The 22,501-nt window shown below is 71.5% G+C and carries 19 protein-coding genes; 15 read left to right on the forward strand and 4 right to left on the reverse strand.

The features are described 5' to 3' along the window. Positions 1-53 precede the first annotated feature (53 nt). The 9 genes from priA to KFLA_RS15080 all read left to right on the forward strand — a co-directional run bounded on the left by priA (position 54) and on the right by KFLA_RS15080 (position 9,547). Positions 54-824, forward strand: coding sequence for a bifunctional 1-(5-phosphoribosyl)-5-((5-phosphoribosylamino)methylideneamino)imidazole-4-carboxamide isomerase/phosphoribosylanthranilate isomerase PriA (gene priA / locus KFLA_RS15040; protein ID WP_012920657.1), 771 nt, complete (start codon positions 54-56; stop codon positions 822-824). Continuing rightward, positions 821-3,124, forward strand: coding sequence for an HAD-IB family hydrolase (locus KFLA_RS15045; RefSeq protein WP_012920658.1), 2,304 nt, complete (start codon positions 821-823; stop codon positions 3,122-3,124). The genes priA and KFLA_RS15045 overlap by 4 nt, the downstream gene beginning before the upstream one ends. Beyond that, positions 3,121-4,320, forward strand: coding sequence for a zinc-dependent alcohol dehydrogenase (locus KFLA_RS15050; RefSeq protein WP_012920659.1), 1,200 nt, complete (start codon positions 3,121-3,123; stop codon positions 4,318-4,320). Before KFLA_RS15045 ends, KFLA_RS15050 begins: the two co-directional genes overlap by 4 nt. Positions 4,321-4,413: 93 nt before the next feature. Further along, positions 4,414-5,967, forward strand: coding sequence for an NPN-dependent hydroxyacid isomerase, LarAH14/15/16 family (larAH, locus tag KFLA_RS15055; RefSeq protein ID WP_237706811.1), 1,554 nt, complete (start codon positions 4,414-4,416; stop codon positions 5,965-5,967). Further along, entirely contained in the window at positions 5,967-6,899 is a 933-nt protein-coding gene (locus tag KFLA_RS15060; RefSeq protein WP_012920661.1) for a lysophospholipid acyltransferase family protein, read from the forward strand. Before larAH ends, KFLA_RS15060 begins: the two co-directional genes overlap by 1 nt. Positions 6,900-7,075: 176 nt before the next feature. After that, positions 7,076-7,837, forward strand: a complete 762-nt coding sequence (gene hisF / locus KFLA_RS15065; RefSeq protein ID WP_041289333.1) for an imidazole glycerol phosphate synthase subunit HisF — start codon at positions 7,076-7,078, stop codon at positions 7,835-7,837. Continuing rightward, a complete protein-coding gene (locus tag KFLA_RS15070) occupies positions 7,834-8,322 on the forward strand; it encodes a MarR family winged helix-turn-helix transcriptional regulator (RefSeq protein WP_012920663.1) in 489 nt (162 codons plus the stop codon). The genes hisF and KFLA_RS15070 overlap by 4 nt, the downstream gene beginning before the upstream one ends. 120 nt (positions 8,323-8,442) lie before the next feature. Then, entirely contained in the window at positions 8,443-8,955 is a 513-nt protein-coding gene (locus tag KFLA_RS15075) for an RNA polymerase sigma factor (protein ID WP_158307283.1), read from the forward strand. Next, positions 8,948-9,547, forward strand: coding sequence for a hypothetical protein (locus KFLA_RS15080; RefSeq protein WP_012920665.1), 600 nt, complete (start codon positions 8,948-8,950; stop codon positions 9,545-9,547). The genes KFLA_RS15075 and KFLA_RS15080 overlap by 8 nt, the downstream gene beginning before the upstream one ends. 78 nt (positions 9,548-9,625) lie before the next feature. Here KFLA_RS15080 and KFLA_RS15085 read toward each other — a convergent pair whose 3' ends face one another. Further along, on the reverse strand, positions 9,626-10,573 hold the full coding sequence (locus tag KFLA_RS15085; protein WP_012920666.1) for a GNAT family N-acetyltransferase: 948 nt from the start codon (positions 10,571-10,573) through the stop codon (positions 9,626-9,628). Positions 10,574-10,676: 103 nt separating this feature from the next. Further along, complete coding sequence (dacB, locus tag KFLA_RS15090; RefSeq protein WP_012920667.1) at positions 10,677-12,263, reverse strand: D-alanyl-D-alanine carboxypeptidase/D-alanyl-D-alanine endopeptidase; 1,587 nt, start codon at positions 12,261-12,263, stop codon at positions 10,677-10,679. A 160-nt stretch (positions 12,264-12,423) separates the two neighbouring features. On the opposite strand from dacB, the gene KFLA_RS15095 reads away from it, so the two are divergent. The 4 genes from KFLA_RS15095 to KFLA_RS15110 all read left to right on the forward strand — a co-directional run bounded on the left by KFLA_RS15095 (position 12,424) and on the right by KFLA_RS15110 (position 17,419). Further along, the gene (locus tag KFLA_RS15095; RefSeq protein ID WP_012920668.1) at positions 12,424-13,731 is read left to right on the forward strand and encodes a family 43 glycosylhydrolase; all 1,308 of its coding nucleotides are present in this window, start codon (positions 12,424-12,426) and stop codon (positions 13,729-13,731) included. A 134-nt stretch (positions 13,732-13,865) separates the two neighbouring features. Further along, positions 13,866-16,019, forward strand: coding sequence for an alkaline phosphatase family protein (locus KFLA_RS15100; protein WP_049797348.1), 2,154 nt, complete (start codon positions 13,866-13,868; stop codon positions 16,017-16,019). A 3-nt stretch (positions 16,020-16,022) separates the two neighbouring features. Next, positions 16,023-16,790, forward strand: coding sequence for an MBL fold metallo-hydrolase (locus KFLA_RS15105; protein WP_012920670.1), 768 nt, complete (start codon positions 16,023-16,025; stop codon positions 16,788-16,790). Continuing rightward, positions 16,787-17,419, forward strand: coding sequence for a DedA family protein (locus tag KFLA_RS15110; protein ID WP_012920671.1), 633 nt, complete (start codon positions 16,787-16,789; stop codon positions 17,417-17,419). Before KFLA_RS15105 ends, KFLA_RS15110 begins: the two co-directional genes overlap by 4 nt. 7 nt (positions 17,420-17,426) lie before the next feature. Here KFLA_RS15110 and KFLA_RS15115 read toward each other — a convergent pair whose 3' ends face one another. Continuing rightward, positions 17,427-18,068 carry a TIGR03085 family metal-binding protein gene (locus KFLA_RS15115; RefSeq protein WP_012920672.1) on the reverse strand — a complete coding sequence of 214 codons (642 nt, stop codon included), beginning with the start codon at positions 18,066-18,068 and terminating at the stop codon, positions 17,427-17,429. A 127-nt stretch (positions 18,069-18,195) separates the two neighbouring features. Between KFLA_RS15115 and KFLA_RS15120 the strand changes: the two genes are divergently transcribed. Beyond that, the gene (locus KFLA_RS15120; RefSeq protein ID WP_012920673.1) at positions 18,196-20,049 is read left to right on the forward strand and encodes an ABC transporter ATP-binding protein; all 1,854 of its coding nucleotides are present in this window, start codon (positions 18,196-18,198) and stop codon (positions 20,047-20,049) included. Further along, positions 20,046-21,842, forward strand: coding sequence for an ABC transporter ATP-binding protein (locus KFLA_RS15125; RefSeq protein ID WP_012920674.1), 1,797 nt, complete (start codon positions 20,046-20,048; stop codon positions 21,840-21,842). Before KFLA_RS15120 ends, KFLA_RS15125 begins: the two co-directional genes overlap by 4 nt. A 310-nt stretch (positions 21,843-22,152) precedes the next feature. Here KFLA_RS15125 and KFLA_RS15130 read toward each other — a convergent pair whose 3' ends face one another. Then, the gene (locus KFLA_RS15130; protein WP_012920675.1) at positions 22,153-22,452 is read right to left on the reverse strand and encodes a (Fe-S)-cluster assembly protein; all 300 of its coding nucleotides are present in this window, start codon (positions 22,450-22,452) and stop codon (positions 22,153-22,155) included. Between the last annotated feature and the right edge of the window lie 49 nt (positions 22,453-22,501).

Raw genomic sequence — 22,501 nt, forward strand, 5'->3', positions numbered from 1 at the left:
CAGCGAGGCAGTGGGTTACGAATCGCGAACCTCCGCCATCTAGGGTGTGCCCCATGTCTGCGTTGGATTCTTTCCCCACCCCACCGCCCCGGCCGAACCTGGTGCTGCTGCCTGCCGTCGACGTGGCGGACGGGCAGGCGGTCCGGCTGGTGCAGGGAGAGGCCGGCAGCGAGACCTCGTACGGCGACCCGCTGGCCGCCGCGACGGCGTGGCAGGAAGCCGGCGCCGAGTGGATCCACCTGGTCGACCTGGACGCCGCCTTCGGCCGCGGCAGCAACCGTGAGCTGCTCGCCGACGTGACCGGCCGGCTGGACGTGCAGGTGGAGCTGTCCGGCGGGATCCGCGACGACGAGTCGCTGGAGGCGGCGCTGGCCACCGGCGCCCGCCGGGTCAACATCGGCACCGCGGCGCTGGAAGACCCCGAGTGGTGTGACCGGGTCATCCAGACCTACGGCGACCGGGTCGCGATCGGCCTGGACGTGCGCGGCCGGACCCTGGCGGCCCGCGGCTGGACCAAGGAGGGCGGCGACCTCTACGAGGTGCTCGAGCGGCTCGAGCGGGCCGGCTGCGAGCGCTACGTCGTCACCGACGTGACCAAGGACGGCATGCTGCAGGGCCCGAACCTGGACCTCTACCGCGACCTGTGCGCCCGGACCGCCAAGCCGATCGTTGCCTCCGGCGGCGTGTCCAGCCTGGACGACCTGCGCGCGCTGGCCACCCTGGTCCCGGACGGCGTCGAGGGCGTCATCGTCGGCAAGGCGCTCTACGCCGGCGCGTTCACCTTGACCGAGGCACTCGAACTCACCCGTGGAGGCGACAAGTGAGGCTTGCCGACAAGCTCAACGGCAAGAAGGTCCTGGTCACCGGGGTGACCGGGTTCGTCGGTGAGGCCCTGCTGCACCGCATCATCGGCGAGCTGCCGGGCACCACCGTGGTCGCGATCATCCGGCCGAAGGGCTCGCTCAAGGGCACCGACCGGATGGCGCAGCTGCTGAAGAAGGACATCTTCAAGCCGTTCTACGGCGAGGGCACCCCGTACGCCGACGCCGAGGCGCTCAGCGCGGCCCGGGTCCAGGTCGTCGAGGGCGACCTGGCCGACGTCCCGGCGCTGCCGACCGATCTCGACATCGTCGTGCACTGCGCCGGCGACGTGAGCTTCGACCCGCCGATCCACGAGGCGTTCACGACCAACGTGCTCGGCACCAAGAGCCTGCTGGAGCGGATCGACGAGAGCCGCCAGGGCTCGGACCGCCGGATCCACTACGTGCACATCTCCACCGCCTACACCGCCGGCCGCCGGCGCGGCGCGATCCCGGAGGCCCCGGTCGACCACACCGTCGACTGGCGCACCGAGGCCGAGGCCGGGATGGCGATGAAGGCCCGGGTCGAGGGCATGTCCCGCTCGTCGGCGATGCTGGCCAAGTTCCGCAAGGACTCCGAGAAGCTGCACCGCCGGGCCGGTCACCTGACCGCGGCGGCCGACACCGAGCGGCGGCGTACCGAGTGGGTCGCGAAGAAGCTGGTGGAGACCGGCACCGAGCGGGCCCGCAGCCTCGGCTGGACCGACTGCTACACGTTCACCAAGGCGCTCGGCGAGCGCGTCGTCGAGGAGTTCGCCGGCAAGCTGCCGACCTCGATCGTGCGGCCGGCCATCATCGAGTCCGCGGTGCAGAGCCCGCACCCGGGCTGGATCGAGGGCTTCAAGATGGCTGAGCCGCTGATCCTGGCGTACGGGCGCGGCGAACTGCCGGAGTTCCCGGCCAGTCCCGACTCGGTGGTCGAGATCATCCCGGTCGACCATGTCGTCGGCGCGATCTGCGCCGTGATGGCGACCGAGCCGGAGCTGTCGAAGCCGGAGTACTACCACGTCAGCTCCGGCGCCCGGAACCCGCTGACCTTCGAGCAGCTGTACGCCGGCGTCCGCGCGTACTTCTCCCAGCATCCCTTCGACCTGGGCGAGCGCGGCGCGGTCCGGCTGCCGGTCTGGAAGTTCCCCGGCGGGGACTCGGTGGAGAGCATGCTGCGCTACGGCGAACGTGCGCACAAGATCGCCGACCACATCATCACGCACGTGCCGCGCGGCGAGCGGACCCGCAAGTACGCCCGCGAGCTGGACGTGCAGAAGCGCCGGATCGACTTCCTCCGCCGCTACATGGACCTGTACTCGGAGTACGCGCAGGCCGAGCTGCAGTTCATCGACGACAACGTGCTGGCGCTGCACAACGCGCTCGAGGGTGACGACCGGGAGAAGTTCTGGTGCGACACCTCGATCGTGGACTGGCAGCACTACCTGCAGGAAGTGCACTGCCCGAGCGTGACCGACTCGCTGCGCCGCCTCGACGTGGTCCGCAAGAAGCGCAACAAGGCGCTGGCCGAGTCGGCCGGAACGCTGAAGAAGGTCACCCCGGCCGACGACGCGGAGATCATCGCCGCGTTCGACATGGACGGCACGCTGCTGTCGTCGAACGTGATCGAGACCTACCTGTGGATGCGGCTGCCCGAGCTGGACAGCCACCAGCGCTACGGCGAGATCGGCGCGATGCTGCGCAAGCTGCCGAAGCTGATCGCGGCCGAGCGCAAGGACCGCGGCACCTTCCTGCGCACGATCTACCGCCGCTACGAGGGCGCCGACCTGGAGGAGCTGAACCGGATCGTCGACGAGGTGCTCGCCGAGCACGTGCTCGAACGGCTCAGCGGCGACGCGGTCCGGCGGATCCGCGAGCACAAGGCGGCCGGGCACCGGACGATCCTCATCACCGGCGCGGTCCGGCCGCTGACCCGCCCGCTGCGGCCGCTGTTCGACGAGATCGTCGCAGCCGACCTGGCCGTCGACGACCGCGGCCGCTGCACCGGCTTCCTGACCGGACCGCCGCTGGTCGGCGAGTCCCGGGCGGCGTGGATCAAGCACCGCGCGCGCGGGACGAACATCGACCTGTCGAAGTCCTACGCCTACGCCGACAGCCACTCCGACCTGCCGATGCTGACCACCGTCGGCAACCCGGTCGCGGTGTCGCCGGACGTGTCGCTGTTCCGGGCCGCCCGGGCCGCGCGCTGGCAGATCGTCGACTGGAAGACCCCGTCCACCTCGTCCCGACTGGAGATCCCGGGGGTGAACGCTCGATGATGCTCGCACTGGAGATGTACCGCTCGCCGGCCAAGTACCTGGCCGCCAGGGCGATGGGCAGCCGGATCCCCGGCATCCTGACCGGCCCGGCGGCCCCGCTGCGCCTGGTCACGATCGAGGAGCCGAAGGCGGACCGGGCCGGCTGGGCGAGGATCCGGCCGATCCTGTCCGGCATCTGCGGCTCCGACCTCGGCATGGTCACCGGCCACACCAAGCTGTACTTCTCGGCCCTGGTGTCGCTGCCGTTCGTGCCCGGCCACGAGATCGTCGGCGAGCTGCTCGAGGACTGCGAGGACCTGCCGAAGGGCACCAGGGTGGTGATGGACAGCGTCCTGACCTGCGCGGCTCGCGGTGTCGAGCCCTGCCAGGGCTGCGCCTCGGGCACCACCAACCGGTGCGACCGGATCACCGTCGGGCACGTGGCCCCCGGGCTGCAGACCGGTTTCTGCCAGGACACCGGCGGCGGCTGGGGCAACGTCATGGTCGCCCACCGCAGCCAGCTGTACGCCGTACCGGACGGGCTGTCCGACGAGCGGGCGGTGCTGGCCGAGCCGCTGGCGGGAGCGGTGCACGCCGCGCTCGGGGCGAAGGTCGAGGCGGGGCAGTCGGTCCTGGTCAGCGGCGCCGGAGCGGTCGGGTTGTTCGCCACCCTCGCGCTGCGCGAGCTGACCCAGGCCGGCCGGATCACCGTCGTGGCCAAGCACCCCAAGCAGCGCGAGCTGGCCAAGGCGTTCGGTGCCAGCGACGTGGTCGCGCCCGACGAGGTCTTCCGCGGCGTGCGCCGGTCCACCGGCGCGTTCCGGGTGAAGCCGGAGCTGAACGCCAAGGAGTTCCTGCTCGGCGGCGTCGACGTCGCCGTCGACGCGGTCGGCAGCAAGGACTCGATCGACACCGTGCTGCGGGTCACCAAGGCCGGTGGCCGGGTGGTGCTGTCCGGCATGCCGTCGACCGGTGCGGACCTGTCGCCGGTGTGGTTCCGGGAGCTGCAGCTGTCCGGCACCTACGCGTCGTCGCGGCAGGAGCCGAACGGGCGGCCCGCGTTCGAGACGGCGCTGGAGATCGCCGCGAAGGCTCCGCTGGACGGGGTCGTCGGGGCGCGGTACCCGCTGTACCGCTGGCGTGAGGCGCTGGACCACGCGCAGTCCGCCGGCCGGCTGGGCACCGTGAAGGTGGCATTCGATGTGAGGGCCTCGTGACAGGGCACATCAGCAGGACCGCGCGAGCGGGTAGGCCGTTGAACGTACGACGAGAGAGGTTCTGACATGGCTCGGCCAGGGTTTGTGCTTGAGGTGGACGACCGGACGCCGCCGCTGCTCGTGCACAACGGTGAGGGCTTCCTGCTGGAGCGGTTCCCGCTGGGCACCCGGGTGGTGTACCCGCCGGAGGCGCTGCCGCCGGTGCGCGACGTCGAGGAGGCGATCCAGAACGCGCTGCTGCACCCGATCGAGTCCGAGCCGCTGCCGGAGCTGCTGCGGCCCGGGATGCGGCTGACGATCGCCTTCGACGACATCTCGCTGCCGCTGCCGCCGATGAAGAAGCCCGACATCCGCCAGCGGGTGATCGAGGCCGTGCTGACGATGGCCGCGGACGCCGGCGTCGACGACGTCGAGCTGATCTCGGCCAACGCGCTGCACCGCCGGCTGACCCCGAACGAGCTGCGCGAGATCGTCGGCGAGCGGGTCTTCCGGTCGTTCTTCCCCGACGGCAAGCTGTACAACTTCGACGCCGAGGACACCGAGAACCTGACCCACCTGGGCCAGACCGAGCACGGCGAGGACGTCGAGATCTCCCGGCGGGCGGCCGAGTCCGACCTGCTGGTCTACGTGAACGTGAACCTGGTGGCGATGGACGGCGGCCACAAGTCGACGTCGATCGGGCTGGCGTCGTACAAGTCGCTGAAGCACCACCACAACAGCCACACGATGATCCACTCGCGCTCGTTCATGGACCACAAGGCCTCGAAGATGCACCACTCGGCCTGGCGGATGGGCGCGGTGCTGACCGAGCACGTCAAGGTCTTCCAGATCGAGACCACGCTGAACAACGACATCTTCGGCGGCCCGCTGGAGTTCCTTCAGAAGCGCGAGTGGGAGTGGTCGATCAAGGACCAGGCCTCGATGCTGGCCACCAAGCGCGGCCTCGACCTGGCCCCGGCCAAGCTGCGGCACAAGATCTTCACCGACGTCCGGTCGAACTACGGTCTGACCGGCATTCACGCCGGCAAGATCGAGCCGGTGCACGAGAAGACGATCGACAACGTGCACCGCCAACACCTGGTCGAGGTGCAGGGCCAGTCCGACGTCGCGATCATGGGCGTGCCGTTCGTCGGCCCGTACAACGTGAACTCGGTGATGAACCCGATCCTGGCCGCCTGCATGGGGCTGGGCTACTACTTCAACTCCTACCGGGGCAACCCGGTCGTCCGCAAGGACGGCGCGGTGATCCTGTACCACCCGGTGGACTACGAGTTCAGCCAGCTGCACCATCCGTCGTACGTGGACTTCTTCGAGGAGGTGCTGTCGGAGTCGACCGACCCGGCCACCATCGAGGCGAAGTTCGAGAAGCAGTACGCCGAGGACCCGTGGTACATCCACCTGTACCGGACGTCGTACGCGTACCACGGCGTGCACCCGTTCTACATGTGGTACTGGATCTCGCACGCGCTGGACCACTGCGGCGACATCGTCTGGGTCGGCGCGAACCGCAAGACCGTCGAGCGGATGGGCTTCCGGTCCGCCTCGACGCTGCAGGACGCGCTGGAGATGGTCAGCCACTCGGTCGGCCGGTCGCCGTCGATCACCTACCTGCACAACCCGCCCCACCTGCTCGCGGACGTTCGCTGATGGGCACGAACCTGGTGAAGTTCGGCCGGGACACCGCGCGCGACGTCAAGCAGGTCGCGCGCGGCTGGCGCTGGGGACGCCGCCCGCAGGTGCCGCGCTCGGCGGAGCCGTACGTGATCCCCCAGGAGAGCTCGGTCTTCCCGACCAGGTGGGCCCGGACGCCGGCCGCGATCGCGGTCCGCGAGGTGCTGCAGAAGGGCGCGCTCAACTCGGTGCTGCGGTTCGAGGTGAACCCGCAGGTCAGCGGGCTCGACTCGCTGCTCAAGGTCGACGGCCCGGCGCTGATCGTGGCGAACCACTCGTCGCACCTGGACACCCCGCTGCTGCTCTGCACGCTGCCGGACGGGATGCGCCGCAAGACCGCGGTGGCCGCGGCCGCCGACTACTTCTTCGACACCTGGTGGCGGGCGACCGCGTCGGCGATCGTGTTCAACACGTTCCCGATCGAGCGCCGCGGCGGCAAGCTCAGCGCGACGCCCGGCGACCTGCTCGCCGACGGCTGGAACGTGGTGGTCTTCCCGGAGGGCACCCGCTCGCCCGACGGCTGGATGGAGCGGTTCCGGATGGGCGCGGCGTACCTGGCGGTCGAGCACGGCGTACCGGTGATCCCGGTCGGCATCAAGGGCTCGTTCGCCGCGATGCCGCGCGGGCGGGGCTGGCCGGTGCCGGGCCGCCCGACGGTGGCGGTCCGGTACGGCGACCCGCTGTGGCCGGCCGAGGGCCAGAGCGCTCGCGACTTCGCGCCCCGGATCGCCGCGGCCGTGTCGGCACTGCTGGACGAGGAGTCGACCACCTGGTACGAGGCCCGTCGGCGGGTCGCGGCCGGCGCCTCGCCGTCCCAGTCCGGCCCGGACGCCGCCCGCTGGCGCCGGGTCTGGGAGTCGACCGCCCCCGTCGTCCCGGCCGAGAGCAGACGCCGCGCCTGGAAGTGAACGTCCAGCACTCGGCAACCGAGCGCGGAAGGCCTGCCGCCAGGCCTTCCGCGCTCGGCGCCTTCCCAGCGGTGGGCCCGTGCGTCGGTCGGTCAGTGCCGGCGGTGCGGACCGCCGGCAGGTGCAATCCGTGGGCAGATGTGATCCGGACGCCGTCTGATCGATAGCCTGGGGGCGTGAGCCTTGCCGTGCGTGTGATTCCCTGCCTGGACGTGGATGCCGGGCGGGTGGTCAAGGGCGTCAACTTCGTCGACCTGCGCGACGCCGGTGACCCGGTCGAGATGGCCAAGCTGTACGACGCCGAGGGCGCCGACGAGCTGACCTTTCTCGACATCACCGCCTCGTCGGGGTCGCGCGAGACGACGTACGAGGTGGTCCGGCGGACGGCCGAGCAGGTCTTCATCCCGCTCACCGTCGGCGGCGGCGTCCGGGAGGCCGCGGACGTGGACCGGCTGCTGCGGGCCGGCGCCGACAAGGTCGGCATCAACACCGGCGCGATCGCGCGGCCGGCCGTGATCGAGCAGATCGCGCACCGCTTCGGCAACCAGGTGCTGGTGCTGTCGCTCGACGTCCGGCGTTCGGCGGAGCAGCCGAGCGGGTTCGAGGTGACCACGCACGGCGGCCGCAAGTCCGCCGGGCTCGACGCGATCGAGTGGGCCCGCAAGGGCGCCGAGCTCGGTGCGGGGGAGATCCTGCTGAACTCGATGGATGCCGACGGCACCAAGCAGGGCTTCGACCTGGAACTGATCCGGGCGGTTCGCGCGGTGGTCGACGTACCGCTGATCGCCAGCGGGGGAGCGGGTGCGCCCGAGCACTTCCCGCCGGCGGTCGAGGCCGGGGCGGACGCCGTGCTGGCGGCCAGTGTCTTCCACTTCGGCGACCTGCGCATCGCCGACGTCAAGAAGGCGCTGCGCGACGCCGGCATCGTGGTCCGGTGAGCAAGGTGGTCGCCCACCACCCGGAGCAGCGCTCGGAGGACTCCACCGCTCTGATCGCCGACGTCGAGCAGGAGTTGTCGATCCTGCTGCGACGCGCGCGATCCGCGCAGATGCTGCTGGCCCGCCGGGTGCACCCGGAGATGGACGCGGCCGGCTACGCGCTCATCTCCCAGATCGAGCTCGGTACGTCGGCCGGCCGCGCCGGGGTGCGTGCTTCCGACGTGGCGCAGGCTCTCGGCCTGGACAAGTCCACGGTCAGCCGCGGCCTGTCGCAGCTGGAGTCCCTCGGTCTGATCGAGCGCGTCGGCGACCCCGACGACGGCCGGGCGCGCCTGCTCCGCCTGACCGAGGCCGGGACCGAGGGCTTCAACGCGATGCGGGCCCAGCGGCAGGTGAAGTTCCGGGCCATTCTGGACCGCTGGGACAGCGCCGATCTGACCGATCTGGCCCGCCTGCTAGGCCGCCTCAACGCCGACTTGAGCTGACGCGGCCCTTCCGGTCCGCCGACGCCCTCCTGAGCTGAGGCGCCGTCGGTTCCGGGTCTTCCCGTTGCCAACTGCGGAAACTGGATGGAACCTGATCCGGTGCTGGCGCGTGTTAGCGGTGTGAGGCACATCGATCCCGATCCGAACGCGGAGGTCGCGGCGCTCTACGCCCGGACCTGGCCGCGGCTGATCGGCGTCCTGGTGTCCATCGGAGGGTCCCGGGCCGACGCCGAGGAGGTCGCGCAGGACGCCTACGTCAAGCTGCTCGGCCGCTGGGACAGCATCCGCCGGTACGACGATCCGGAGGCCTGGGTGCGGGCGGTCGCTGTCCGCACGCTGGTCAGCCGGCTGCGCAGGCAGCAGGTGGCGGCGAAGGCGTCGGCCAAGCTGCTCGGGAGAACAGGTGAGGTTCGTGAGCCGGACGGGGACGCGCTCGACGTGGCGGCGGCGCTGGCCAGAATCCCGCCGGCTCAGCGGGCCGCGGTGGTGCTGCACCACGTGATGGATCTGCCGATCGACCAGATCGCCGACGAACTGCAGGTGCCGCAGGGCACCGTGAAGTCCCGGCTGGCCAGGGCCCGGCAAGCGCTGGCTCCGCTGCTCGCCGTCCAGGAGGAGGTGCCCTATGCCTGAGGTCAGAACCGAGTTGCTGGTCGAGTACGTCGACCAGCAGACCCCCGACCACGCGCCACCCTTCACCCGGGTGGAGGCGGTGGTCCGCCGGCGCCGGCGGCGGCGCAACCTGCTGGCCGTCGCGGCTGTGGTGGCAGTCGCGACCGCCGCCGTGGCGACGACGACGGACCTCGGCTCCGACGCCGAGCCGGCCGCCCCGATCAGTACGCCGACGGCCGGGTTGCTCGACGACGGCCCGCCGCCGGCCCAGTTCACGTTCGGTACCACCCTGATGCTGCTGCAGGGGGAGATTCCGGTGACGGCTGTGCGGCCGTCGGTCGAGTCTGCGTCCCTGCTGGTGGTCGAGGCGGCCCGGGGTTCCGCGGCCGGCGAAGGCTGCCACCCGCACACGATGGTCCGCATCCTCGATCAGGACGCGACCACGGTCCGGATCGCCGCGTACCGCTACGTGGTGGCGCCGGACGAGCCGGGCAGCGGCGAGTGCGTGAGGCCCGAGACCGGACCGGCACAGGTCCAGCTCGACCTCCGCAGTCCCCTCGGCAGCCGGACCGTGCTGGCCGGCAGTACGGGGCAGCGGGTGGTGCTGAACTGACGCCCTCGCCGGGACGGACCGCGACCGGCCCGGCGAGGGCGCCGCACCACCGCTTCCGCTGACGGGCGCGGTGAGCGCTCAACCGAGCGGTACGACCTTCGACCAGAGGTCGCTGACCGCGTTCGGCCGCATCCCCACGCCCCGGTAGAGCGCTACCGCCGGGGTCGGGTTCGAGCTGTCGACGTGCAGCATCGTGCCGGTCAGACCGGCCGCGGCGTCCTGGGCGAACTGGTCCAGCAGCAGGTACTTCGCCAGCCCGCGACCGCGCGCGCCCGGCAGCACCCCGAGCCGGCCGATGTAGCCGCACCGGTCGGACCTCACCAGGTTGTCGTTGCACTCCTGGACGGCGACCGCCCGGCCGTCCAGCTCGGCGACCGTCAGCTGGGACCAGTCGAACGTCGACCGGGCTTCCCGCGACGCCAGCCAGTCGTCGTACGGGCGCGGGACGGCGCCGGGCTGGTCGGCGAAGGCGCCGGCGATCACCGCGTGCGCGGCTCGTCTGGTCGCGTCGTCGAAAGCGCCCCGGCGCAGCACCACACCCGCAGGCGGCTCTGGGACCGGCGGGGGCTCCGGGTGGTCGATCCGCATCCGCTGGATCGACGTCTCCAGGGTGAAGCCAGCCAGCAGTTCGGGCAGCGCGGTGTCCTCCCGCAGTACGCCGACCCGCAGCTTCACCTCGGCCAGGTCGGCCCCGCGGGCTCGGTCGACGGCATGCGCGCACGCTCGGTCGAGCAACCAGGCGGCGACCGCCGGGTCGGCCGAGAACACGTCGACGTCGACCTGGCCCGGCACGTTGTGGGCGAGCGCGGTCGCTGTCCCGACCAGCCGGTCGCCGTCGTGCACCAGCCAGCTGTCGGTGGCGAGCCGCAGCTTCGGATCGCGCAGGTAGTTCGCGACGTCCTCGGCGCTGTGCTTGGGGAACCCGATCAGCGCCGACGTGTACGCCGCCAACTGCGCCGCGATCGCCGCGTCGTCGTCCGGGCGGGCCGGCCGGACCGTCAGCCCGGCGGGCAATTCGGCGGTCACGCGGTGACCCGGACTCTCGGCCGGACGGGGAGCAGCGCGGCGGTCATTGCTCCATCGTGGAGACCGGCCGCCGCGCTGTCCATCGGGTTGGCTGTTCAGTGCGTCAGCAGGCCTTGGTCCACTCGGTGCAGACGTCGTCGGTGAGCGCGACGCGCTTGGTAGAGGGAGCGACGGCGGCCGGCGGGGCCTGGTCGGACCAGGAGGCGAGCGTGACGCCGACGGCGTCCTCGACCGCGCGCGGGCTGACCAGGTAGTTGTTGCTGATCATCGAGAAGACCAGCTTGCGGCCGTCCTTGGTGGAGACGTAGCCCGACAGTGCGGTGACCCCGGTCAGCGAACCGGTCTTCGCGTGCACGTTGTTCGCGGCCGGGGTGCCGGCCATCCGGTTGCGCAGGGTGCCGCCGGTGAACCGGTCCGGGTTGCCCGCGATCGGCAGCGCGTCGTACCACTGCTGGAACCATGGCTCCTTCTGGACGGCGACCAGCAGGTCCGTGACGCTCTTCGGGGTCACGTTCACCTTGCGGGACAGGCCGGAGCCGTCGGACAGCCGGATCGTGCCGGTGTCGACGCCGACGCTCTTCGCGTACTGCGTGACGACGCCCAGCCCGGCCGGCCAGCTGCCGTTGGCCGCGGCGACCGCACCCATCGCCTTGACCAGGGTCTCGGCGTGCATGTTGTTCGACAGCTTCATGAACGGGTTCATCAGCTGGCCGACGGTCATCGACTCGTCCCGGGCCAGCCGACGGGTGCCGGCGGCCGGTGTCGCGGCGACCTTGATCCGGCCGTCGACCCGGACGCCCTGGGCGGCGAGCGCGCGGCGGAACACGTCGGCCGCGTAGACCTGCGGCTCCCAGACCGTGACCCACTCGGTGCCGACGCTGCTGCCGGCCGGCACGGAGCCGGTGACCCGGACGATGTTGGTGCCGTGGTCGCGCTCGATGCTCAGGGTGTTGGCGGAGCCGGCCGCGCCGGTCGTCGCGGTGCTGACCAGCTTGAGCACGCTGGTGGCCGGGACCAGCTTGAGGTCCACCGGTGCGCCGACCGTGCTGCCGGGCCGGCTCTCGACGATCGCCGTGCCGGAGTCGTAGTCGGCGTTCGGGGCCAGCGTCAGCGCGGAGATCTGGGCGGCGTAGTAGAACGGCTCGTCGTCCCAGGCCCAGCTGTCGCCGAGGCGGACGTGGTCGAAGTAGGTGTCGTCGGCGACCAGGTCCCCGTCGATCCGCCGTACGCCGGACTGCGCGACCTGCTTGGCCAGTGCGACGTAGTCGCTCTCCAGCGAGGTCGGGTCACCGTACCCCTTGAGGTAGAGGTCGCCGCGCAGCTTGCCGTCGCGGACCGGGGCCGTGGCCAGGACGTCGGTGTGGAAGCGGTAGTCCGCGCCGAGCGTCTCCATCGCGGCGGCGGACGAGAACAGCTTCGTGTTCGAGGCGGGCAGCAGCCGGGTGCCGCCGTTGCGGTCGTACAGCGTCTCGCCGGTGGTCGCGTCGCGCACGAGCAGGCCGACCTGCGAGCCCTGGAACCGCGGGTCACCGAGCAGGGTGTCCAGCTGTTGCTGCAGACCGGTCGCCTGCACCTGGGCGGGCGCCTGCGCGGGCGCCGCGATCGACTGGCTCACCAGGCCGGCCGTGGCCGCCACCGCGGCGGCGACGGCCACGAACCCCCGAGGCGACATCTTTGGTAAGAACTTCACAAGAACTCCAACCCCTCAGGCGGAAACCAACACCCCGGAGTCAACACCCCGCACGCCGCCGGGTCCAGCGATCGGCACGGAAAGAATCCGGGCTCTCGTCTTCCAGGTGAATCGATGGAAAAGTGGTGCGCGCAGGTTCCGCCCCACCTGAGGAGTACTGATGCGCAGACGAATCCTGGCCGCGCTGGCCGTCGTGGCGGCCGTCGCCGGCTCGATCACCCCGGCGTACGCCGCCGAGCAGCGGGTCGCCGCCGCGGTCTTCCCGAGTCCCGTGATCACCGAGGACTTTCCCGATCCGGACGTGATCCAGGTGAACGGCACCTGGTACGCGTACTCGACCAACAACGGCCGCGGCCACGTCCCGGCCGCCTCCGCACCCAGCCCGAACGGCCCGTGGACGATCCGCGGCGACGCGATGCCCGGCGGCCCGTCGGCGGGCTGGGCACAGGCCGGCCGGACCTGGGCGCCCGACGTGCACCCGAACCCGGACGGCAGCTTCACCCTCACCTACACCGCGTGGCACCGGACCTCCGGCCGGCAGTGCATCGGCGTCGCGACGGCCGGCTCGCCGCTCGGCCCGTTCCAGCCGGTCGGCAGTCAGCCGCTGATCTGCCCGCTCAACCTCGGCGGCGCGATCGACGCGAACACGTTCGTCGCCGCGGACGGCACCCGCTACCTGCTGTGGAAGAACGACGGCAACGCGATCGGCGCCAACTCCACCCTCTGGCTGACCCGCACCACGAACAACGGGACCGCCCTGACCGGTGGCAACACCGCGCTGCTCTCGTCCAGCAGCGTGATCGAGGCGCCGGACCTCGTCCAGCGCGGCAGCCAGTTCGTGCTCTTCTACTCCGGCGGCGGCTACACCGACTGCAACTACCTCACCTCCTACGCCACCGCCCCGACGCTGAGCGGCCCGTGGACCGTCGCCTACCGGCCGCTGATGACGACTGCGACGTTCGACAACCGCGTCTGCGGCCCCGGTGGCGCGGACTTCACCAACGACAAGGTCTTCCTGCACGGCTGGGTCAACGGCTCCCGTCACCTGTACGTCGCCGACCTCGGCTGGGCCAACGACTACCCCGTCGTCCGCGGTAGCCGGGTTCGGACCGAGGCCGAGCGGGGCACGCTGAACAACGCCCGGGTCCGCACCGGTGCGGCCGGGGCGTCCGGTGGCGCCGTCGCGGCGTACATCGACTTCGCGGACTCCTGGGTGCAGACCAGCGTGTACGCGCCGCGGGCGGGCAGCTACACGCTGTGGGTCGCCTACGCGAACGGCACCGGCAGCACCGGCAGTCACGGCGTGGTTGTCAACGGCAACAGCCAGGGATCGGTCAGCTACCCGGTCACCGGCTGGGACAACTGGCGGCAGAGCTCGGTCGGCGTCACGCTCACGGAAGGCTGGAACACGATCCGGCTGACCAAGGGCAACTCCTACGCGGAGGTGGACTACCTCGAGTTGCAGTGAGGGTTCACCCCGCTCGGGTTCAGGGTTCACCCGGGAAGCACCCGCTGGTCGCGTGGCGCGGTGCTCACCTGGTCGGTGCGGCCTCGTAGGCTCGTTCCAGGAGTGAACTGCTACGCGAACGGGGAGTCCGACGGTTGGTAAAACCACCTGAACAGGTCTCCGGCGGCCGGCGCCGGGGTCCGATCTGGATCGACCTGCGCCGCACCACCAGGGGTCTGCAGGCGATGCTGCTCGGCGGCCTGGCGTCGCTGGTCTCGCTGGTGATCACCTTCTGGACGTTGCCTCAGATCAGCAGCGACGGCACGCTGCCGGTGCTGCGCCTGGTCGTGCTGCTGGCCGTGATCGGGCTGCTGATGCGCTGGCTGCTGGCCGGGCTGGCCATCCTGATCGGCTCGGTCGGCGTCCTGGTCGGCGGCCTGCTGTCGCAGTTCGGGGTGGTCTACCTCGGCGTCACCCTCGACCCCGGCGTGAACCTGCACGGCGGGGTCGAGGCGCCGCTGCTGGTCTCGGTCGTGATGTCGTCGGCGAGCGCCTTCGTCGGCTGGATCGCGTACGCCGGCAGCGACGACGCGTACGTCGCGGAGGTGATGCGCGGGGTCCGCCGCCGGGCGCGCCGGATCCAGCCGGCCCCCAGGACGGGCCTGCTGATCGTCCAGATCGACGGGCTCTCGGCGCCGCTGCTGAACTGGATGGTGATGTCGGGCAACCTGCCGCACCTCGGCGGCTGGATCCGCGACGGCAGCCACTCGATGCTCGGCTGGCACACCGGCGTCCCGGCGACGACTCCGGCCAGCCAGGCGGGCATCCTGCACGGCGGCTCCGGGCAGATCCCGGCCTTCCGGTGGTACGAGAAGGAGACCGGCCGGGTGATGGTGACCAACCGGTCCCGCGACGCCGCCGAGATCGAGGCCCGGATCTCCACCGGCCGCGGTCTGCTCGCCGATGGTGGCGTCAGCATCAGCAACAACTGGTCCGGCGACGCCCCGAACTCGGTGCTCGTCTTCAGCCGCGCGGCGCTGCCGACCACCCGCAGCCGCGGCTACGTCCGGTTCTTCTCCAGCCCGCAGGGCGCCGCCCGGGGCCTGGTGCTGTCGGTCGGGGAGATGGTCAAGGAGCTGCACCAGGCCCGCCGCCAGCGCCGCCGCCAACTCGTCCCGCGGGTCAACCGCGGCGGCTCGTACATCTTCCTGCGCGCGATCTCGAACGTGCTGCTGCGCGACCTCAACGTCTCGCTGATCACCGACGAGCTGGTCAAGGGCACGCCGGTGATCTACTGCGACTTCGTCGACTACGACGAGGTGGCCCACCACGCCGGCCCGACCCGCCCGGAGTCGCTGCAGACGCTGGAAGGGCTGGACCGGGTGCTCGGCGCGCTGCAGCGCATCATCGACCTGCTGCCGCACTCGTACGAGATCGTGGTGCTGTCGGACCACGGGCAGAGCCAGGGCTCCACCTTCCTGCAGCGGTACGGGCGCACGCTCACCCAGGTGGTCGACGAGCTGGTCGACACCACCAAGCACCCGGTCGAGGCGACCGCCCGGTCGGAGGGCTGGGGGCCGGTCAACGCGTTCCTGACCGAGCTGAGCCTGCGCCGCAGCGTCGCCGGCTCCGTCACCCGCAAGGCGCTGCACGGCAAGGCGTCCCGCGGCGAGGTCGAGCTCGGTCCGCGGGACTGCGAGCCGCCGGTCGCCCCCGACGAGCAGATGGTGGTCACCGCGTCGGGCAATCTCGCGCTGATCTACCTGGCCACCACGCCGGGCCGCGTCCCGCTGGAGGAGATCGAGCTGCTGCACCCGCGGCTGGTTCCCGGGCTCGCGACGCATCCGGGCATCGGCTTCCTGGTCGTCGACACGCTGGCCGAAGGCCCGGTCGCGATCGGCCGCGCCGGCGTGCACGTGCTGCGCTCCGGCCGGATCGAGGGTGTCGACCCGCTCGCGCCGTACGGGCCGTTGGCGGCGGCGTCGATGCTGCGGCAGGCCGAGATGCCGCACAACGGCGACGTGGTGGTGGTCAGCCGGCTGGACGAGTTCACCGACGAGGTGGCGGCCTTCGAGGAGCTAGTCGGCTGCCACGGCGGCATCGGCGGCTGGCAGACCGAGGCGGTGCTGGTGCACCCGCGCCGGTGGGTGGTCGAGCAGGCTCCCGTAGGCTCCGACGCGGTCCACGAGCTGCTGATCGGCTGGCTCGACCAGCTCGGTCAGCGCCGGCGCCCCGAGACCCCGACGGTCGACGAGCCGGCCGAGGCCGGCCGGGTGGACAGCCCCAAGGACGCGAGTGTGGAGGCCTGACGCGTGCGGATCACCTGGTGGGGGCATGCCACCACCACCATCGAGCAGAACGGCACGCGGTTGCTCACCGATCCGGTGCTGACGGCCCGGATCGCGCACCTGCGCAGGCGTCGCGGCCCCGTGCCGGCCCCGGTCGCGGGGGAGTGCGACGCGGTCCTGGTCTCACACCTGCATGCCGACCACCTGCACCTGACATCGCTGCCGCTGGTCGCGCCGGACGCGGCGCTCGTCGTACCGCGGGGCGCGGCGAAGCTGATCCGTGCCGAGCTCGGTACGGCGTACTCGGACCGGTGCATCGAGGTTGCTCCGGGCAACCAGGTGCGGATCGGCGCGCTCGAGATCACCGCGGTCACCGCGGACCACGACGGCCGCCGGCTGCCCTGGTCGGCGTACACCGCTCCGGCGCTGGGGTACCGGGTGGAAGGGTCGCCGAGCGTGTGGTTCGCCGGTGACACCGACCTGTACGACGGGCTGGCGGCCGAGGCGGGACCCGTGGACGTGGCGCTGGTTCCGGTCGGCGGCTGGGGGCCATCGCTCGGGCTCGGCCACCTGGACCCGGTCAAAGCGGCCGAGGCGGTTCGTCGCGTCGGCGCGCGGTACGCCGTACCGGTGCACTTCGGCACGTTCTGGCCGATCGGCTGCGACTGGCTGAAGCCGGACCTGTTCCTTCCGCCCGGGGACCGCTTCAAGGCCGCGATGGCCGAGCTGGACGCCGCGGTCGAGGTGAAAGTCCTGATGCCCGGGCAGTCGACGGAGGTGGTGCGGCCGTGAGCGGTGAGCCGCACTTCGACATCTGGTACCTGGTGGTGCTCGCCGGGGCGGTGCTGCTCGGCGCTGTGCTGCCCGTGGTGCCGACCGGCGCGGCAGTGTCGGCCGGGGCCGTGCTCGCCTCGCACGGCAACCCGATCGGCCTGGTCGGCGTCCTGATCGCCGGCGCCGGTGGCGCATACCTCGGCGACCTGATCGTGTACGCCGGGTGCCGCGCGGGCGGCGAACGACTGGCCCAGCGGATCGGCTGGCTACGGGACAACACGTCGCTCGAGGCGTTGAAGGTGCGGCTGGCCGAGCACGAGATCACCGTGCTGCTGACCTCGCGGCTGATCCCCGGCGGACGGGTCCCGGTGCTGCTGGCCGCCGGCCTCGCCGGGTATCCGTGGCACCGGTTCGCCGTGGTCGACCTGACCGCGTCGTCGCTGTGGGCGGCGGTCTACATGGCGATCGGACTGCTGGGCTACGCGCTGTTCGACGAGCCGTGGCAGGGCGTGCTGGCGGCGATCGTGCTGGTGGTGCTGACCACGGTGATCAGCAGCCTGGTCCAGCGGCACCGCCGGAAGAAGGCGGTCGAGGACGGGTTTCAGCCGGGAACCGATACCGGACCGGAGCCCTCGCCGGCAGACTGAAGCGGGCTCAGACTCCGAATCGCGCGCTGAGCAGCCGGCGGGAGAGCTCCGGGTCGCCGTCCAGGTCGACCTGGGCGACGGCCTGGCGACCGAAGCAGAACAGGACCAGCTCGGCCGCCTCGCCGGTCACCGTGACCGAACCGGCCGCCGTCGGCTTCTTCGCGACCGACTCGCGGCCGTCCGGCAGCCGGAGCACGATGCCGCTGGGGGCTTTGCGCGTCATCGACTTCGCGCCGAGCCGGACCTGCTTCCACAGACCTTCCTGCTGCTCGGCCGGCAGCGCCCGGACCTGGAAGTCGGGCAGCGCCCGGCGGACGTCCTCGTGGTGCACGAAGTACTCGGTGGTGTTCAGCTGACGGCCGATCTTGGGCAGCGAGTAGATCGAGACCGTCGGCGGCCCGGAGCGCACCTTGGCGACGACCTCGGCGAAGCTGTAGCGGCTCTTCGCCTGGGCCATCCGCCGCTCGGTGGTGTCGGACAGCGCCGGGATCATGATGCCGGGACCGGCGATCGGGTCCGACTCCCGCACGTACAGGTGGACGGCGAGGTCGTGCGTCGTCCAGCCCGCGCACAGCGTCGGCCGGTCGGGGCCGAGCTGGTCGAAGAGGTCACACAGAGCCACTCGTTCCACCCGGCTGTAGTCGGTCACATCTCGATCGTAGTTGTCGGCTCCCAATGGCAGAATGGCGATCGTTGTCAGCTTCAAGGCTGGCTACGCCCCTGACGGTGCTGCTGCCGGGGCCCGTGACAGTGTCGTCGTCGACGAAGGATGTGCCGTGCCGTTGCCGAGAGTCCCCAGCAAGGGGAGCGTGACCCGGCGCGGGTTCGCGGTCCTGCGCGTCGCGATCCACGAGGAGCCCTGGGTCTTCGCGCTGTCGGTGCTCGCCAGCATGCTGTACGGCGCGATGACGGTGGCCGACGGCTGGGCGCTCGGCTGGGCCACCGACCACGTGATCCGGCCCGCGCTGGAGCGCGGCGACACCACCGTCGGCGCGATCGCGTCGCTGGTGTCGCTGTTCCTCGGCATCGCCGTGCTGCGCGCGATCGGCGTGGTCGGCCGCCGGATCGGGGCCGGCGTGATGCAGTTCCGGCTGCAGGCGACGTACCGGCGCCGGGTCACCCGGCAGTACCTGAAGCTGCCGCTGGAGTGGCACCACCGGCACCCGACCGGCCAGCTGCTGTCCAACGCGAACGCCGACGTCGAGTCGACCTGGTACCCGATCGCCCCGCTGCCGATGGCGGTCGGTGTGATCGCGATGCTGGCCTTCGCCATCGCGGCGATGTTCGCCGCCGACTTCTGGCTGGCGCTGGTCGGCTGCCTGGTCTTCCCGCTGGTCTTCGTCGCGAACGTGATCTTCCAGCGGGTCCTGCAGCCGCTGGCCACCCGCGCCCAGGAGTTGCGCGCCGACGTGTCCGAGGTCGCGCACGAGTCGTTCGACGGCGCGCTGGTGGTGAAGACGCTGGGCCGGGAGGCGGCCGAGACCGAGCGTTTCACCGGCCCGACGAACGCGCTGCGCGACGCCAACATCGCGGTCAACAAGGCCCGCGGCGCGTTCGACCCGGTGATCGAGGGCCTGCCCCGGGTCGGTGTCCTGGCGGTGCTGCTGGTCGGCGTCGGCCGGGTCCGCTCCGGCGCCGCGGACGCCGGCGACGTGGTCCAGGTGGCGTTCCTGTTCATGCTGATCGGCTTCCCGATCCGGGCGCTCGGCTGGGTGCTCGGTGAGCTGCCGCGCTCGGTCGTCGGCTGGGACCGGGTCCAGCGGGTGCTCACCGCCGAGGGCGGCATGGAGTACGGCGACCGGAAACTGACGTCGGTGCAGGCGGCCCGGCTCGACGTCCGCGACGTGCGCTTCGGCTACCTGCCGGAGCGCGACGTGCTCGCCGGTGTCGACTTCAGCGTCGAGCCCGGCCGTACGGTCGCCGTGGTCGGTCCGACCGGCGCCGGCAAGTCGACGCTGACCACACTGCTCACCCGGCTGGTCGACCCCGAGGAGGGCTCGGTCCGGATCGACGGCATCGACCTGCGCGAGCTGGCCCGCGACGAGCTCGCCGGCTCGGTCGCGCTGGTCCCGCAGACCGCGTTCCTGTTCGACGACACGATCCGCGGCAACATCACACTCGGCGGCGACTACGCCGACGACGACATCTGGGACGCGCTGCGGATCGCGCAGGGCGACGGCTTCATCCGCTCGCTGCCCGACGGCCTCGACAGCTTGGTCGGCGAACGCGGTACGACGTTGTCCGGCGGCCAGCGGCAGCGGATCGCGCTGGCCCGGGCACTGGTCCGCCGGCCGCGGCTGCTGATCCTCGACGACGCCACCAGCGCGGTCGACCCGCAGGTCGAGGCGCGGATCCTGGCCGGCCTGCGCAACGCCGTCCAGGGTGGCCGCGCGGACACCACCGTGCTGGTGATCGCCTACCGGAAGGCGACGATCTCGCTCGCCGACGAGGTGCTGTTCCTGGACGACGGCCGGATCACCGAGCACGGCACGCACCTGGAGTTGCAGGAGAAGTCCGCGGCGTACCGGGAGCTGGTGGACGCCTACGAGAAGGACGCCGCCCGGCGTGAGGAAGAGGCCGAGCTCGCGGCCGAAGCGAACGATCTGGACACCGAAGGAGCAAGCGCGTGAGTGCCGCCGAGGCCACCAGGGTCGACCACGGGGACAACGCCGGTGGGATGGCGACGCTGCGTCAGGGCATCCGGGTCTCACCGGAGCTGGCCCGCGGCTGGTGGGTCACCGGCCTGCTGGCGCTGACCATGACCGCCGGGCGGATCGTCGTTCCGATCGCGGTCCAGCAGACCATCGACAGGGGCCTGTCGGGTCCCGGCGGCCCGGACATGTCGTTCGTGGCCTGGATGTGCGTGGTCTGCGCCGGCGGCATCCTGCTCACCGGCGTCGCGTCGTACCTGACCACGGTGCGGCTCGCGGTGAACTCCGAGAGCGGCCTGGCCACGATGCGGATCAAGGCCTTCCGGCACGTGCACGACCTGCCGGTGCTGACCCAAAGCACGGAGCGTCGCGGCGCGCTGGTCAGCCGGGTGACCTCCGACGTCGACACGGTGTCGCAGTTCCTGCAGTTCGGTGGCTTCATCTTCCTGGTCAGCCTCGGGCAGATGCTGCTCGCGACCGTGGTGATGTTCGTGTACTCCTGGCAGCTCGCGCTGGTCGTGCTGATCTGCTTCATCCCGCTGTTCGCCAGTCTCAAGTCGCTGCAGCGGCTGATGTCCGCGGCGTACGGCGTGGTCCGGTCCAAGGTGGGCGAGATGCTGTCGGCGATCGCCGAGCCGGTCGTCGGCGCGCAGGTGGTGCGCGCGTACGCGATCGAGCGGCGGACCCAGCAGCGCATCGACGCCTCGATCGAGGACTACCGGCGGACCGCGACCCGGGCGCAGGCGATCACCGGTATCACCTTCTCCATCGGTGGTCTGGCCGCCGGCCTGGCGAACGCGGGCGTGCTGACCGCCGGCGTGCTGCTCGGCGTCGACGGCGACGCGACGCTCGGCGAGATCCTCGCCTTCATGTTCCTGGTCGCGCTGTTCTCCGACCCGGTCCAGATCGCGACCCAGGTGCTGACCGACGCGCAGAGCGCCTTCGCCGGCTGGCGCCGGGTGCTCGGCGTGATCGCCACCCCGGCCGACGTGGTCGACCCGGGCGACAACGGGGTGGTCCAGCAGCGCGGCCCGATCACGGTCGAGTTCCGGGACGTGAACTTCGCCTATCCCGAGGGCGAGCTCGTACTGCGCGACGTCGACGTCCGGCTGGAGCCGCACCGGCGGGTCGCGGTGGTCGGCGAGACCGGCTCCGGCAAGACGACGTTCGCAAAACTGCTGACCCGGTTGATGGATCCGACCTCCGGCGCCGTACTGCTGGACGGGGCCGACGCGCGGACGATCTCGTTCAGCTCGTTGCGCGAGCGGGTCGTGATGGTGCCGCAGGACGGGTACCTGTTCGACTCCACGCTCGCGGAGAACGTGCGGTTCGGCCGGCCCGACGTCACCGACGAGCAGTTGCTGGACGCGTTCGAGTCGCTCGGGCTGACCGACTGGCTGGAGTCGTTGCCGGACGGGCTGAACTCCCCGGTGGGGCAGCGAGGCGAGTCTCTGTCGGCCGGTGAGCGGCAGCTGGTCGCGCTGGTCCGCGCGAACATCGCCGACCCGGACCTGCTGGTGCTGGACGAGGCGACCTCCGCGGTCGACCCCGGCACCGAGGTGCGGGTCAACGCGGCCCTCGAGCGGTTGATGGCCGGTCGTACGTCGGTGACGATCGCGCACCGGCTGTCCACGGCCGAAGCCGCGGACGAGGTGCTCGTCTTCGACCAGGGCCGGGTCGTCGAGCGCGGTGCGCACGCCGAGCTGGTCGCCCTGGGCGGCGTCTACACCCGCCTGCACGCCAGCTGGATCGCCCAACGCTCCGCCGGCTGACCACCGGGCACGACGAAGCGCGCCGGACAGAGCCGGGCACGCCGACGGGTGCCGGGGAAACCGCGGGCACGACGACGGGTACCGGAGGGGAACGGCGGGCACGCGGACGGGTGCCGGAGGGGAGCGGCGGGCACGCGGACGGGTGCCGGAGGGGAGCGGCGGGCACGCGGACGGGTGCCGGAGGGGAGCGGCGGGCACGCGGACGGGTGCCGGAGGGGAGCGGCGGGCACGCCGACGGGTGCCGGAGGGATCCCGGACATGACGAAGCGGGCCGGACGGGACTCCGGCCCGCTTCCTCGGTCAGTTCGGATCAGGCCGGTCCGGCGCCCGCCTGCGGCACCAGCAGGAACTCGACCCCGCCCTGCTCGTCGACCGCCGCGTCCAGGATCTTGTCGTCCAGCGTGTTCGCCGCGTTCCCTTCCAGGAACACCCGCGCACCGCTCTCCTCCAGCACCTGGTCACCCGGCTTCGGCGCCTCGGTCGTCGTCACCGCCAGGGAGGGGTCGGTCGGGTTCTCCTGGGAGATCCGCACGCCGGCGCCCTCGGGGGCCCCGTCGACGCCCGTGATGGTCTTGATGACCAGGGTGGCGTTCTCCGTCAAGGTCAGCACCACAAACTCCTCGTATCGACAACACGATGAATCCGCCCCGTGCCCGATG

Source organism: Kribbella flavida DSM 17836, from assembly GCF_000024345.1.
Classification (GTDB): Bacteria; Actinomycetota; Actinomycetes; order Propionibacteriales; family Kribbellaceae; genus Kribbella; species Kribbella flavida.